Genomic DNA, 14356 nt, shown 5'->3' with positions numbered 1-14356 from the left:
TGCAACCACACCAAAGAAACCACTGGCTGGAAAGCCATACCCCGGCCCGGCCCACGGCACACCATCGAACTCCGAACACCGACCGGCCACACCTACCACTCCACAGCACCGCCGCTGCCCGGAACCAGCATCACAGAACGGCTGCCCCGCACAGAACGGCTGACCCGCGCGTCATAGATTAGGCCAACCGGTGCCTGGCGCCACCTACCAGCAGGGCCCGGCCTAGCCTGCCGGCCGCAGCGAGGTAATCATCCGCTTGATATCCCGGTACTCGTCCGTGCCGGCGTACCTCTCCGCCTTCTCCAGAGATGGCGAAGACGGGTCGCCGGGCGTCACATTGTTCGCGGGATTGTAGAACGCCCCGAACATGGCGGCGGTGGGCGGCCATGTGAAGAAGTGGAAGATGGGGCACGCGGTGTCCCCCGTCGGCGCCGGGCCGGTCGCGATGCCATAGGCCGCGCCCGGAGTGTTCGCCGGTCCCGGGTCCGCGGCGTTGCCGCGGGACTCGAACACGAACCGCGGCGTGAGGCCGTTCTGCGTCAGCGCCGGCAGCTCCTGGGAGTCCAGGACGGAGTACGGGTGCCGTGTCATACATGTCGAGCCGGTGGCCATGTTGGTCCGGAGGGTGGCCAGCGGTTTCCCTGCCTGGTTCGTGATCTCCGCGAACGTACCGCCGCCCTCAGGCAGTTCGCCCGCGGGTTCCCTGACGCTCCACGCCGCGGGCAGGTCGAAGGTCAGCTGGCCGTCCGCCGTCGTGTAGGCCGTCCACGCCTCGGACGGCGTGGTGGCGCCGGTTGCGGTGGGTGTCCCGTCCGACGTCGGCGTCGGGCCCGGCGTGACGGGAGTGGTGACGGAGGCGGGAGCGGTGACGGTGGCGACGGGATCCGTAGCGGTGGTGGTGCCCGGCGTCGGCGGCCCTGCCGGTTGTCCGCATCCGGCGAGCATCAAGGCGAAAACAAATGCCGCGGGAACCGCGGCTCGGGACGACGCTGTCCTGCGCATGTCATTCTCCCGGGGACGGAAATTGGTCACTTAAGTGTGCCGCCCTCCGACGCTCTGCGGTGGTGGCCCGGGGCGATTGACGCAGAACCGTTGTTGGCAATAACGGTTCTGCCCGGCGCCGACACATGCTTCAGGCCACGCCGGTATCCGTTAAGTTATGTTCCGGTCCGCCTGGGGTTTGCCGCCGCGCCCCATGCTTCCCGGCGCTGCGTAAATGCTAGGTTCGAGAGAGAAGACAGTTCACCCCATCCCCATCTCCGTACCCATCGAAAGAGCTACAACAGTGGAATCGCCTGCACCCGTCCGGATACTGACCGTTTGCACGGGGAACATTTGCCGCTCCCCCGTGGCGGAACGGCTGCTCCAGGCAGGGCTGGACCAGGTGTTGCCTGGCGGCTTCGAAGTCCGCAGCGCCGGCACCCGCGCATTGGTGGGCGACCCCGTGCAGCCCCTGTCCGCGGACATCATCCGCACGTTCGGGGGAACCGCGGACGGATTCGCCGCCCGACAGCTGACGGGCAAGATCCTGCGCCCGGTGGACCTGGTCCTCACCATGAGCTCGACGCACCGCGGAGAAGTCCTCCAGCTCGACGCGTCCCTGCTCAAGCGCACCTTCACCATCCGCGAGTTTGCCCGCATGCTGGACGTACTCCAGGAACGGGAGACCCCGCCCGCAGGCGGCAGCATTCAGCCAGGCGGCGACCACCACGGTGACCGGATCAGTGCCAACACCAAGCTCTGGCGCGCCCTCCCGGCCCGCGCGGCATCGGTGCGGCACCTGGCGCTGGCTCCCGAGGCGGCCGACAACGACGTCGTCGATCCTTACCGCCGCAGCGACGACTACTACCGCCAGATGGAGGACGAACTTGCCCCGGCCATCATCTCGGTCCTCCGGTTCGCCAGGCTGAACGCCCCCTCCTAAACCCACGGCGCTACTCCCACGGCACCAGCCCACGGCACTAAACCCACGGCTGGCCTCCCAGCGGCGGGCGCGAGAATCAGTAGGTGTCGAACCCGACCTCCACGGACGACGCACCCCGCAACGGTCCGACCTGCTCGGCCTCAGCCTGCAGCGACTTCCTGTCCCGGTCTGACAGCGGGCCGAATGTCTTGATGGTGATGGTCAGCTTCCGGCCACTCTTGCGCGGACGCCATGTGCCCGTGACTCTGCCGCCTGCGAGGACCGCGCCCGGTTCGCCGACCATCTTCCACACTTCCCGGTGGTACTTCCTGTCGACGATCGTTTCGCGGTCTCGCATCTGGGTATACGGGTCACGTGGCGGGAGCAGGCGCACCCCCGTCGGCACCGGCGCCGACCGCAGGGCGTCGAGATCCTCGGTGAGGATCCATGCCGTGCCGCGGAACTCGACCTGGGTTAGCTCGTCCTCGACCTCGCTCCACCAGGGGTCGGTGTCGTCACCGTGGATCCCCGCCCACGCGGCGAAGTCGCCGCGCGTCGACGGTCCGTAGCAGCGCAGGTAGCGGCGAAGCAGTTCGGCGCGTGCAAGGTCCGGGTCGGTGTCCGGGATCGGATGGCCAAGCCACTCGTCGACCAGGACGAAGGGCGCCTTGTTCCCGGCACGCGGCGCGAAGCAGACCACCCCCTGCAGCGTGAGGATACGGACGCAGAAATGCACCACGCCCTCACCGAGCGGTTGCCCCGGGGCGTAGGGACCCGCTTCATCCCAGACGTCGCGTTGCCGCTTCGGCAGCCGGCGGGCAATCCGCTCGGCGATCTCAGCGCCCAGCTCGTTGATGGCGAGCCTGCGCCCGGACAGGACTTCGCCGATCTCCCCGCCGGTCAGCCCGACCACTTCGACCATGCTCAAGCCAAGTTTGTCCAGCGCCTGCTCCACGCCGGGAACAAGGTGGCGCATCGCAGCCTCGGTCGGCGGCAACACACCGGTGGTGAATACCGGCGCGTCCGAGGCCGGGAAGTAGAACGGCGCGCCGCGCATGCACCAGGTCTGCAGCAGGCTCTTCTCCCCTGCAACTGCATCCGCCATCTGTTCCTGCGTGAGGTTTCGCACCCTGGCGTGCAGGGCAAGCAGCGCCGATCCTGGCGGGCTGTTCTGAATCCCGCACCGGCCGGCGGCGTCGAGCAGCCCGCCCTCGCCCAGCCGTTCGGTGAGACGATGGGCGCCCAGACGAAACGCGATGACCTCGCTCGTCGCAACCCTGTGAGCCACTGGCACATCCTACCGCCGCCCGCCACCGACCCGCCTGAGGTTCGCTGCCGTTAACGGCGTACGACGGCGGCGCGGCCCCCAAAGGTAACCGTGCCGCCGTCGTACGCCCCTGTGGGCAGAGCCCCCCAGCCAGCCCCGGGAGCTTCGTCTCCGCGCTCCTGTGCGATCCGCGTGGTGCCACAGGTACCGCGTCCTGCCGCGCGTCTCGCACCGGGTTCCGGAAGTCCGAAGCATCGGTGGTTGCCTTATGACTATGTGGGAGGCGGCTTGGGAAAACCCTGTGGGCAGGGGCGGCCACCGCCATCTCTACAGCTCTGCCGTTCACCCGCCATTTGCTTGCGTGCCCTTTCGCGCCGGATGTATAGTCGCTCATCCCCGCAACCGGGCGGGCCGGGTGGGTCAGGACTGGTGTCGGCGATGAAGAAGATAATGTGGACCGTTGCCGCCTTGGCCGTGATCTTTCTGATCCTTGGCGGCGCGGTGGAGGCCGTCGGCTTTCTGCTGTGGGTGGCACCGTTCCTGCTGATTGTTGCCGTCCTGCTGTTCTTCCTGAGCCGCTCCAGCGGCCGCCGCATTCCCTGACATCATCATCGACGTTGGAGGCACCCATGCTGCTAGGAATTGGCGCCTATTCGTTTCCGCCCGAGGGTGGACCATGCCTTGCCGGGACTTTCTACCTCGATGTGGCCACCGGCCGGCTGGACTGGTCGGAGGAAGTCTTCCAGATCCACGGCTACACCCCTGGCGAGGTGGTACCAACGCTTGAGCTGCTCATGGCGCACAAGCATCCCGAGGACCGGGGGCCCATCCGCAGACTGATCGCCGACCTCTGCGCCCGGGGAGGCCAGCAGGCCATCTTCCACCGCGTGATCGACAGCCACGGCCGCGAGCACCACGTCTTCACCACGGCAGAGGCGTGCGGGGACTCCGGGAGGGTCACGGGACTGCGCGGCTTCACCGTGGATGTGAGCCGGGCAGTCGATGCGGCGAGCCGTCATGCAGCCGCTGAGGCCATCCGCGGCACCTACGCCAGCCGGGAAGTGATCGAACAGGCCAAGGGAGTCCTCATGGGCCTTCTGGGTGTGACGGCGGTGGAGGCATTCGGGATCCTCTCCGCCCGGAGCCAGAACTTCAACGTCAAGCTGGCCACCGTCGCAGCGCAGCTGGTCGAAGCGGCCGTCAACGGCAATGCCCGCGCCACGCTGTGCGACTGGGGACAACTGCCGGGGCAGCTGGATCGGGCGGTCTAGTACAGCCAGGAGCCGCGGCTAGGCTGGGAACGGCGCGTTACAGCGTGGCGAGCAGTCCCGCCGTCGACTCCAGGGCACCCGGCACCAAAGAGTAGTAGGCCCACGTGCCGCGCTTTTCGCGGTGCAGCAGACCGGCGTCCACCAGGATCTTCAGGTGGTGGGACACCGTGGGCTGGCCCAGGTCCAGCGGCTCGGTGAGATCGCAGACGCAGGCCTCACCCGACTCGCCTGCCTTGACGATGGAGAGCAGGCGGAGCCTGTTGGGATCAGCGAGCGCCTTGAAGACCAGCGCCCGGCGCTGGGCATCCTCGGCGCTCAGCGCGGGCAGGCCCGCCGGCGTGCAGCAGACGGCACCGGCTCCGGCGTCGGTTCCGGCGTCGTTCCCCAAGAGGCTCTCCCCGGGGCTCCCCAGCGGCCTCTCCAGAGTGTTCTCCAGAGGCTTCTCCGTCACCGGGTGCAGGGTCTGCTGAGTGGTCATGAACCCATTATGCACATAGATTGACATTCATCGATATAGGCAGGGATACTGCCTGTATCGACACTCATCAATGTATAGGCGGGCCGGTACGCACCAAGCAGCCCCGGACTGCCCACGGAATACCAGGAGCCCAGTGAGCACGCAGACCCAGCCATCCCCAGCACGCGCCGAGGCGGCCGGCGCAGGCGAGCTCTCCACCCTGGACCGTTTCCTCCCGGTCTGGATCATCGCCGCCATGGGCTTCGGCCTGCTGCTGGGCAGCACGGTCCCCGGCCTAGGCACCGCCCTGGAGGCCGTCAAGGTCGGCGGGGTCTCGCTGCCGATCGCCGTCGGGCTCCTGGTGATGATGTACCCGGTGCTGGCGAAGGTCCGGTATGACCAGACACGCCGCGTGGTGGGCGACCGCCGGCTCATGATCACGTCCCTGGTGCTGAACTGGGTGCTGGCTCCGGCGTTCATGTTCGCCCTGGCCTGGATCTTCATCCCGGACCTGCCCGAGTACCGCACCGGGCTGATCATCGTGGGATTGGCCCGCTGCATCGCCATGGTGATGATCTGGAACGACCTCGCCTGCGGTGACCGCGAGGCCGCGGCCGTGCTGGTGGCCATCAACTCCGTGTTCCAGGTCATCGCCTTCGGCGCCCTGGGCTGGTTCTACCTCCAGCTGCTGCCCTCCATGCTGGGCCTGCCCACCACCAGTGCGGACTTCTCCTTCTGGGCCATCACCGGCTCCGTCCTGGTCTTCCTGGGCATTCCCCTGCTGGCCGGATTCCTGACCCGCACCCTCGGCGAACGCGCCCGGGGCCGCGAATGGTACGAAGCCGCCTTCCTGCCGAAGCTCGGCCCGTGGGCCCTCTATGGCCTGCTCTTCACCATCACGCTGCTGTTCGCACTGCAGGGCGGCACCATCACGTCCCGACCACTGGACGTGGTCCGCATCGCCCTGCCGCTGCTGGTCTACTTCGTGGTGGTCTTCGGCGCGGGCATGCTGCTGGGACGGTGGCTGGACCTGGGCTACGCGAAAACCACCACCCTGGCCTTCACCGCCGCGGGCAACAACTTCGAGCTGGCCATCGCCGTGGCGATCGGCACCTTTGGTGTGACGTCCGGGCAGGCGCTGGCCGGCGTCGTCGGGCCCTTGATTGAAGTCCCCGTCCTTGTTGCACTTGTGTACGCGGCCCTTTGGGCCCGCAAGCGCTACTTCAGCTCCAGTCCGCTTTCCGCCTGACCCGGTCCGCACACCCGTTTTCCACACGCAGGAGTCCCCGCAATGACCACCGAAGCCGCCAAGAAACCGTCCGTCCTGTTCGTCTGTGTCCACAACGCCGGCCGCTCCCAGATGGCCGCCGCGTTCCTCACCACCCTCGCGAAGGGCCAGATAGAGGTCCGCTCGGCCGGCTCCCAGCCTGCGGACAAGATCAACCCTGCGGCGGTGGAGGCCATGGCCGAACTCGGCATCGACATGTCCGCCGAGATTCCCAAGGTCCTCACCACCGAGGCCGTCAAGGACTCCGATGTGGTGATCACCATGGGCTGCGGCGATGAATGCCCCTACTTCCCCGGCAAGCGCTACGAGGACTGGGTCCTCGAGGACCCGGCAGGCAAGGGCGTGGAGTCCGTCCGCCCCATCCGCGACGACATCAAGGGCCGCATCGAAGGCCTGATCACCGAGCTGCTGCCCGCCCGTCACGCCGACGCCCAGTAACAGCCTTCCGTCGAACGAGACTGAGTTGAACGAGCCCGAGGAAAAGGAGCCAGCAGTGAGCACCAAGAACGCCAAGCCGGAGAGCGCCGAGCCCCAGAACGCCAAACCCGAGAAAACGGCCACCCACCAGCTGATCATCATCGGATCCGGCCCCGCCGGCTACACCGCCGCGATCTACGCGGCCCGCGCCGGCCTCAACCCGCTGGTCCTGGCCGGCTCCGTCACCGCCGGCGGCGCCCTGATGAACACCACCGAGGTGGAAAACTTTCCCGGCTTCCCGGAAGGCATCCAGGGCCCCGAGCTCATGGACGGACTGCAGCAGCAGGCCGAGCGCTTCGGCGCCCAGGTGGTGTTCGACGACGTCACGGACGTCCGGCTGAAGGGGCACCTCAAGCGCGTGGTCACCGGCGCCGGCGAGACCCACGAGGCGCCCGCCGTCATCCTCGCCACCGGTTCCGCCTACAAGGAGCTGGGCCTGGCCGAGGAGAAGAAGTTCAGCGGCCACGGCGTGTCCTGGTGTGCCACCTGCGACGGGTTCTTCTTCCGCGACCAGGACATCATCGTGGTGGGCGGCGGCGACTCTGCCATGGAGGAAGCCACCTTCCTCACCCGCTTCGGCAAGACCGTCACTATCGTGGTCCGCAAGGGCGAGCTGCGGGCCTCCCGCATCATGGCCCAGCGCGCCAAGGACAACCCCAAGATCAGCTTCGCCTGGCACTCGGCCGTCAGCGCCATCCACGGCGACGGCAAGGTCAGCGGCGTGACGCTGAAGGACACCCGCACCGGAGAAACCCGGGAACAGGCCGCCACGGGCATCTTCGTGGCGATCGGGCACGTGCCGCGCACCGAACTGGTGGCCGGCCAGGTGGAGCTGGACGGCGAGGGCTACATCAAGGTGGACTCCCCCACCACGTGCACCAACCTGACCGGCGTGTTCGCGTGCGGCGACGCCGTGGACCACCGCTACCGCCAGGCCATCACCGCTGCCGGCACCGGCTGCGCCGCGGCCCTCGACGCAGAACGCTACCTCGCGGCGCTGGACGACGCCGACAGCATCGCCACCGCGCTGGTGGAGGAACCCACCCACGCCTAAACCCGAAAAAAGGGGAGGAGGTGAGCCGAATGAACACCGGATGCTGCGGCGACTCAGGCTGCTGCGACGACGACTTCCCCGATGACCAGCAGGGCTGCTGCTAGCCCCGCCGCCTGCCGGGCCCCCACAAGGGATCCGGCAGGCACCGCCCCCACAATCACCAACCGATGAGAACTGAGGACAGCATGGATTCAACGACGAACCTCCCCGTCGCCGTCATCGGCGCAGGCCCCGTGGGCCTCGCAGCCGCGGCCCACCTGCTCGAACGCGGCCTGGAGCCGCTGGTCTTCGAGGCGGGCCCGACGGCGGGCGTCGCCATTGAGCAGTGGCGCCACATCCGGCTGTTCTCACCGTGGCGGTTCAACATCGACGCCGCTGCCGTCCGCCTGCTCGAGAACTCCGGCTGGGAAGCTCCCCGGCCCACCGCGCTGCCCTATGGCGGGGAGCTCGTGGACAGCTACCTCGCGCCGCTCGCGGCCCTTCCGGCCATCAGCTCCCGCCTGCTCACGGGCGCCCGCGTGGTGGCCGTCACCCGCAACGGGCTGGACAAGACGCACCTCCGGGACCGGGACACCACGCCCTTCGTGGTCCGCGTAGAGCACGAAAGCGGCGAGGTCCGGGACTATCCCGCCGCCGCGGTCATCGACGCCTCCGGCACCTGGTCCACCCGCAACCCGCTGGGCACCTCGGGGCTCCCTGCCCTCGGCGAAGCCGCTCTTGCGTCCTCCATTTCTCCCCCGCTGCCCGATGTCCTGGACCGGGACCGGGCATCCTTCGCTGGCCGCCGCGTCCTCGTGGTGGGCGCAGGGCATTCGGCCGCCAACACGCTCATCAGCCTCGCCGACCTGGCAAAGGCGGAGCCCGGCACGCGGATCGTGTGGGCCGTCCGCGGCGCGTCCGCGGAGAAGGCCTACGGCGGCGGGGACGCCGACGGACTGCCGGCCCGCGGCCAGCTCGGCGCCCGGCTGCGCCGGCTCGTTGAGGCCGGAAGCGTCGAACTGCACACCGGCTTCGGCATCGCTTCCCTCGCAGCGCACGACGGCGGGACGTCCGACGGCGGGACGGCACCCGCCGCCGTCGGCGGTCCGGCCGTGACGGTCACCGCCGTCGACGGCCGCACGCTGGAGGCCGACGTGGTGGTGCCCTGCACCGGATTCCGCCCCGACCTGGACATCCTCCGGGAACTGCGCCTCAGCCTCGACCCTGCAGTGGAGGCCCCCACCGAACTGGCTCCGCTGATCGACCCAGAATTCCACTCCTGCGGAACAGTGGCCCCGCACGGCGCCAGCCTGCTGGCACACCCTGACACGGACTTCTACATCGTGGGCATGAAATCCTACGGCCGGGCACCCACCTTCCTGCTGGCCACCGGCTACGAGCAGGTCCGCTCCGTGGCGGCCGCACTCGCCGGTGACCGCGACGCCGCAGACACCGTCCAGCTTGAACTGCCGGCCACGGGAGTCTGCTCCACCGGCGCCGCGGACGCCGTCGAGCCTGAATCGGCGTGCTGCGGCACACCGGAGCCTGTGCTGGTCGGTTTCCCCACCGGCCTGGCCCATGGCCGTTCAGGCAGCAACTGAACCACCGGCGACCCGCCAGAAACCGACCAGAAAGAGAACCAGAAGAATGACCGAAACCCCGAAGGCCCCGAGTGTCCTGTTCGTCTGCAGCAAGAACGGCGGAAAGTCCCAGCTCGCCGCCGGGCTGATGAACCAGCTGGCCGCCGGTGCAGTGACCGTCCACTCCGCGGGCACCAAACCGGCCACGTCGCTGAATCCGCAGTCCGTGGACTCCCTGGCCGAGCTCGGCGTCGACATCACGGGTGAACACCCCAAAGCGGTGACCGATGAGGCGCTCGAGGCGGCCGACGTCGTGGTTGTCCTCGGCACCGAAGCGAAACTTGAGCCGCGCGAGGGCACCCGCTTCGAGTTCTGGGAAACGGACGAGCCGTCCCTGCGCGGGATCGAAGGCATGGAACGCATGCGCCTGGTCCGGGACGACATCAGGTCCCGCGTGCAGGCGCTCCATGCGGAGCTGACCGGGAACTAGGCATGACGCTTGTACTCGGCGTCGACTGGGATTTCCCGGAGCACCTCGTCCGCACCGCGGCCGGCCTCGCGGGTGCACTGGAACAGCATCTCGTGTGCGCCTTCGTGGATCCGGCCAGCTACCTGACGGAGTGGGATCCGAGCGGCGAGCGAACGGCTCATTCCCTGGATCCGGCCACCAATGAGGAAGCCGATTTTCCGTCCGGGGAACTGTTGGGGGGCCTGGAAGCAATCCTCGGAAAGCCCGGCGACAGCTGGTCCTTCCGCGTGCTCAACGGTGATGTTCCAAAAGCCCTCGGCCGCCTGGCGGAGAGCACCGGGGCATCATTGGTGATTGTGGGCGCCGACCGGCCCGGGGCTGCGGCGTGGGTGGACAGGCTCCTCTCGGGATCCGTCTGGGGAACCCTGGCCAGCCGCGGACAGTGGCCCGTGCTCATAGTGCCGGACCAAGACTGATTGGGGGGCTGGTCCGGCCCCCGGACTGGGTCTACATTGCTTGGTGGGATGCCGCAGCCGCGGCTCCCGGAACACGCATGCATGGTCCAGGAGGAAATGATGAGCCCCACCCCCAAGCAGCCCGTGACCGACGACAGCATCAAGGTCCGCCAAGTCAACCATTACCAGTTCAGCTGGGTGGCAGGCGAGCCCGGCCGGCCTGGAACCTGGACCCTCCAGCTGGTCCTTGACCAGGGGGCCTGGGAGGAAGTCCTCACCCTCGACTCGCAAGACGCCGACAACCTTCAGCACCTGCTGTCGACGTCGGAAACTGTGTTCTACGACGTTCCCCGCCGGACCCTGATGTTCGGCACCACCGCCGCGGGGCACCAGTGACAGCCTGAGTTTCCCGGGACTGGAAAACAGCCGAAAAGCCATCCTGCGTACACCGTGCCGAAACCTTCCACGAGCAAACTGGGATCGGATGCCGATTACCTGGAAGGGAATCCACGATGACGACTCAGGAAGAATTCGCTGCCTCTGCCGGCGAAGTCCTCTCGCCCGGTGACGTTGTTGAAGCGCGGCGTGGCGGGCGTCTGCTGCACCGGGGCACCGTCACGGATGTGGCCCACAACCAGGGGCTGCTGTGGATCATGGACACGCTCACGGGTGGCCGCAGGCTGCTTGACCACTCCGAACTGGAGATCACCCGCGCGCCGGCGCTGGAACTTCCGGATCTCCCACCCCAGTTCCCGGCTGCCGGTTAGCAGCCGGGAGCTCCGCCGCGGCGGGAGGGCCGTTCACCGTGAGGGATGCCCAGAAACCTGATGAAGCGCCCCGGGCCGTGCCCACGGGTGGGGAAATCGACGCGATCGCAGCCCTCTTGGCTGAACAGCTCGCCGAACTGCTGGCCCAGGACCCGGGAGTGCGGGCCGGATCACCGGACGCAGCCCGGAAAATGCGGTCAGCCGCGCGTCAATCACGGTCCCTCCTCGAGGACCACCGCAAACTCTTCAAAAAAGCCGCAGTCAAAAGCTTCCGGGCCGAGCTCAAGTGGGTGGTCAGCGCCGTCGGCCCGCTGCGCCACGCCACCATGGTGGACGGACCTGTCCACGGGCCCAACCATGACCTGCCAATGCTGAATGCGCTTGGCTTATCCTTTGGGCCGGCCGAAAATACCCAGCGTGCCGGCTACGACGCGGCGTACGGGAAGGCACTCGCCGCCTTGGAGTCGGACCGCTACTTCAGGCTCATCTCCGGGCTACAGGCGTTCTGCGCGGCCCCTCCGGCGCGTTCCGTCGCGGAGCCCGCATAACCCCCTGCCTGTGCGGGCATTGACCGCACCCCCCAATTTGGGCGGTCTCGCCGCAGGTATTTCCAAGGTTTCTTGGAGTGCCCTGACGCACCATGGTCTATATCGCGCAGGAGTGGCCAAGCTGGATTTCCCTCCTTTGACACGCAGTTTCGCTGGCCATAGCCATGGGGGCCGGGCTGGGCCGTAGTTGATCCCGGATGGGTGCATTTCACCGTCCGGATGACTTTCTTCGCCCAAGAGAAACTACGAGAAGATGAAAACATTGCTCCGTTGGTTCAGCCATTTGCTTGTTCTGTCCGTTGTCGCCGCGGGGGGTGTGGTGGGCGTCGCGGGCCCGGCCCAGGCGGCCACGGTGGGCACCCCGAGCATCACCTATTCGGGTGTTAATAATCCGCCGACGGCGGATAAGCCGCAGAGCAAGCTGTGGTGGAACGACGGGTCGTGGTGGGCGAATATGTGGACCACGGGCAGCGGGTGGAGCATTTACCGGCTGAACCGGAGCACCGCGACGTGGGTGGATACCGGGGTGCGCAGTGACAGCCGGGCCAGCACGTCTTCGGACACGTTGTGGGACGGCGGCAAGCTGTATATCGCCTCGAACGTGGTGACCTCCGGTGCGTCCGCGTCGGGGCAGCCGGCCCGGCTCTACCGGTACAGCTATTCGGCCGGGGCCTATTCGCTGGATACGGGGTTTCCGCAGGTGATTTCGAACAACAGCAGCGAGACGCTGACCATCGATAAGGATTCCACCGGTGCGCTCTGGGCCACCTGGACCCAGGTTTCCGGCACGACCAACACGGTGTTCGTGAACAGTTCCGGCCCGGGCGGGACCGGGTGGGGGACCCCGTTCGTGGTGCCCGGGGCCGCGGACCCGAACCCGACGCCGGATGACCTCTCAGCGATTGTCGCGTTCCGGAACGATCAGATCGGGATCATGTGGACCGACCAGGCCACCGGGACGGCGTACTGGTCCACGCACACCGACGGGGAGGACCCGCGGGCGGCGTCGTCCTGGCGGCACCGGGAAGCGATCCGCGGGAACCGGCAGGTTGATGACCACCTGAACATCAAGACGCTGCAGGCAGACGCCACCGGGCGGGTGTTCGCCGCGGTCAAGACCGGCCTCAATGACGGCTCGACGGATCCGAACCTGGCCCAGGAGGTGCTGGTGGTCTTCAAGCCCGGCACCGGCGCCTTTGAACAGACCACGATCGCCCGGACCGGGGACTGCGTCTCGCGTCCGCAGATCCTGCTGGATACCGAGAACAACCTGGTCCGCGCCTTCCACACCGCGCCCTCGACCACGGTCAGCGGCTGCGCGTTCTCCGGGGTGGCCGGCAGCATCTATGAAAAGACCGCCTCGATGGACAACCCGGTCTTCGGGACCGGCCGCGGCACCCCGGTGATCGAGGACGCGAACTCGGCGAACATGAACAACGTGACCAGCACCAAGCAGAGCGTGAACGCCGCGACCGGGATCGTGGTGATGGCCACCGACCACGTCGCCCGGCGCTACTGGTTCTCGGACCGCAGCCTCGGCACCCCGCCCCCGCCGCCCGGTGACGCCCCGGTCGCCTCGTTCACCGCGTCCCCGAGCTCCGGCACGGCACCCTTGACGGTGAACTTCACCGACACCTCCACCGGCAACCCGACCTCCTGGGCGTGGGAGTTCGGCGACGGCGAAACAGCCACCGCGCAGAACCCCTCCCACACCTACACCACGGCCGGGACCTACACCGCCCGGCTGACCGTCACCAACGAAGCCGGTTCCGACACGAGCACCAGGACGATCACCGTCAATCCGGCCGGCGGCACCGGTCCCGGGATCGCGCTGCGCAGTTCACGGACCGCGTCCACCGAAACCGCCACCACCACCGTCGCGCTGCCCGCACCCGCCGGCCGGACCGCCGGGGATGTGCTGGTGGCCTCCTTCACCGCGGACAAGAACCCCACCGCCGCTGTGCCGGCGGGCTGGACTGCGATCGTCAACGGGCTCTCGATCAGCAGCGGCGCGCGGGTCTTCGCCTACTACCGGGTGGCCGGCTCCTCCGACCCGGCCACGTACACCTGGACGCTGAGCACCGCGGTGAAGTGGGGCGGCGGCATCACCGCCTACACCGGCGTGAACACCACCACCCCGCTGGACAGCACCGTCGCCACCGCCGTCAACGCCACCTATTCGGCCACCAGCATCGCCGTCGCCAGCGTGACCACGGCCAGCAACAACGCAATGCTGATCGGCGGCCTCGGCTTCGACAGTTCCAACCCCGCAGCCACCCCGCCCAGCGGGTGGACCGAACGCTTCGAAACCACCGGCGGCCAGATCGCCGAACAAGCCGACCGCACCCAGGCCACCGCCGGCGCCAGCGGCACCGCGACCTGGACCTTCAGCTCCGCGAAGGCCGTCGCCGCCTGGCGAACCGCCCTCAAGCCGGGCGGGACGGGCACGCCGCCCCCGCCCACCGCACCGGTCGCGTCGTTCACGGCTTCCCCGACCACCGGCACGGCACCGCTGCCAGTAAACTTCACCGACACCTCCACCGGCACGCCGACCTCCTGGGCGTGGGAGTTCGGCGACGGCGGCACCGCGACAACGCAGAACCCCTCCCACACCTACACCACGGCCGGGACCTACACCGCGACGCTGACCGCCACCAATGCCGGCGGTTCCGATACCAGCACCAGGACGATCACCGTCGATGCAGCCGGCGGCACCAGCCCGGAGATAGCGGTGCGCAGTTCACGGACCGCGTCCACCGAAACCGCCACCACCACCGTCGCGCTGCCCGCACCCGCCGGCCGGACCGCCGGGGATGTGCTGGTGGCCTCCTTCACCGCGGA

The 14356-nt window shown here is 68.2% G+C and carries 16 protein-coding genes; 13 read left to right on the top strand and 3 right to left on the bottom strand.

The features are described 5' to 3' along the window. Positions 1-222 precede the first annotated feature (222 nt). Complete coding sequence (locus tag AC3A3W_RS00540; RefSeq protein WP_487439944.1) at positions 223-1002, bottom strand: hypothetical protein; 780 nt, start codon at positions 1000-1002, stop codon at positions 223-225. Positions 1003-1285: 283 nt separating this feature from the next. Between AC3A3W_RS00540 and AC3A3W_RS00535 the strand changes: the two genes are divergently transcribed. Continuing rightward, on the top strand, positions 1286-1924 hold the full coding sequence (locus AC3A3W_RS00535) for an arsenate reductase/protein-tyrosine-phosphatase family protein (protein ID WP_487439943.1): 639 nt from the start codon (positions 1286-1288) through the stop codon (positions 1922-1924). Positions 1925-2000: 76 nt separating this feature from the next. On the opposite strand, the gene AC3A3W_RS00530 is transcribed toward AC3A3W_RS00535, so the two are convergent. Then, on the bottom strand, positions 2001-3191 hold the full coding sequence (locus AC3A3W_RS00530) for a winged helix DNA-binding domain-containing protein (RefSeq protein WP_487439942.1): 1191 nt from the start codon (positions 3189-3191) through the stop codon (positions 2001-2003). A gap of 417 nt (positions 3192-3608) precedes the next feature. On the opposite strand from AC3A3W_RS00530, the gene AC3A3W_RS00525 reads away from it, so the two are divergent. Continuing rightward, a complete protein-coding gene (locus AC3A3W_RS00525) occupies positions 3609-3773 on the top strand; it encodes a hypothetical protein (RefSeq protein WP_487439941.1) in 165 nt (54 codons plus the stop codon). A 26-nt stretch (positions 3774-3799) separates the two neighbouring features. After that, positions 3800-4441 (top strand): PAS and ANTAR domain-containing protein, encoded by a 642-nt coding sequence (locus AC3A3W_RS00520; protein ID WP_487439940.1) that lies wholly within the window; start codon positions 3800-3802, stop codon positions 4439-4441. A gap of 37 nt (positions 4442-4478) precedes the next feature. Here the strand turns inward: AC3A3W_RS00520 and AC3A3W_RS00515 are convergent, their stop codons facing one another. Further along, positions 4479-4865 carry an ArsR/SmtB family transcription factor gene (locus tag AC3A3W_RS00515; RefSeq protein ID WP_487439946.1) on the bottom strand — a complete coding sequence of 129 codons (387 nt, stop codon included), beginning with the start codon at positions 4863-4865 and terminating at the stop codon, positions 4479-4481. A gap of 187 nt (positions 4866-5052) precedes the next feature. On the opposite strand from AC3A3W_RS00515, the gene arsB reads away from it, so the two are divergent. The 10 genes from arsB to AC3A3W_RS00465 form a co-directional block, all read left to right on the top strand. Further along, positions 5053-6147, top strand: a complete 1095-nt coding sequence (arsB, locus tag AC3A3W_RS00510; protein WP_487439939.1) for an ACR3 family arsenite efflux transporter — start codon at positions 5053-5055, stop codon at positions 6145-6147. 42 nt (positions 6148-6189) lie between these two features. Next, positions 6190-6624 carry an arsenate reductase ArsC gene (locus tag AC3A3W_RS00505; protein ID WP_487439938.1) on the top strand — a complete coding sequence of 145 codons (435 nt, stop codon included), beginning with the start codon at positions 6190-6192 and terminating at the stop codon, positions 6622-6624. Between the two features lie 130 nt (positions 6625-6754). Further along, the gene (gene trxB, locus AC3A3W_RS00500; RefSeq protein ID WP_487439945.1) at positions 6755-7717 is read left to right on the top strand and encodes a thioredoxin-disulfide reductase; all 963 of its coding nucleotides are present in this window, start codon (positions 6755-6757) and stop codon (positions 7715-7717) included. A 185-nt stretch (positions 7718-7902) separates the two neighbouring features. Further along, entirely contained in the window at positions 7903-9297 is a 1395-nt protein-coding gene (locus tag AC3A3W_RS00495; protein WP_487439937.1) for an FAD-dependent oxidoreductase, read from the top strand. Between the two features lie 46 nt (positions 9298-9343). Next, a complete protein-coding gene (locus tag AC3A3W_RS00490) occupies positions 9344-9766 on the top strand; it encodes an arsenate-mycothiol transferase ArsC (RefSeq protein ID WP_487439936.1) in 423 nt (140 codons plus the stop codon). A gap of 2 nt (positions 9767-9768) precedes the next feature. Continuing rightward, entirely contained in the window at positions 9769-10221 is a 453-nt protein-coding gene (locus AC3A3W_RS00485; RefSeq protein WP_487439935.1) for a universal stress protein, read from the top strand. Positions 10222-10320: 99 nt separating this feature from the next. Next, on the top strand, positions 10321-10596 hold the full coding sequence (locus AC3A3W_RS00480; protein WP_309985550.1) for a hypothetical protein: 276 nt from the start codon (positions 10321-10323) through the stop codon (positions 10594-10596). Positions 10597-10712: 116 nt separating this feature from the next. Continuing rightward, entirely contained in the window at positions 10713-10967 is a 255-nt protein-coding gene (locus AC3A3W_RS00475; protein WP_487439934.1) for a hypothetical protein, read from the top strand. 77 nt (positions 10968-11044) lie between these two features. Next, positions 11045-11515 (top strand): CHAD domain-containing protein, encoded by a 471-nt coding sequence (locus tag AC3A3W_RS00470; RefSeq protein WP_487439933.1) that lies wholly within the window; start codon positions 11045-11047, stop codon positions 11513-11515. Between the two features lie 253 nt (positions 11516-11768). Then, positions 11769-14356: PKD domain-containing protein (locus AC3A3W_RS00465; RefSeq protein ID WP_487439932.1), on the top strand; the 2588-nt coding region annotated here is incomplete at its 3' end.

The organism is Arthrobacter sp. Soil_N43 (assembly GCF_057655195.1).
Note: the sequence above shows the minus strand (reverse complement) of the source record. Positions and strands in the feature narration are given on the sequence as shown.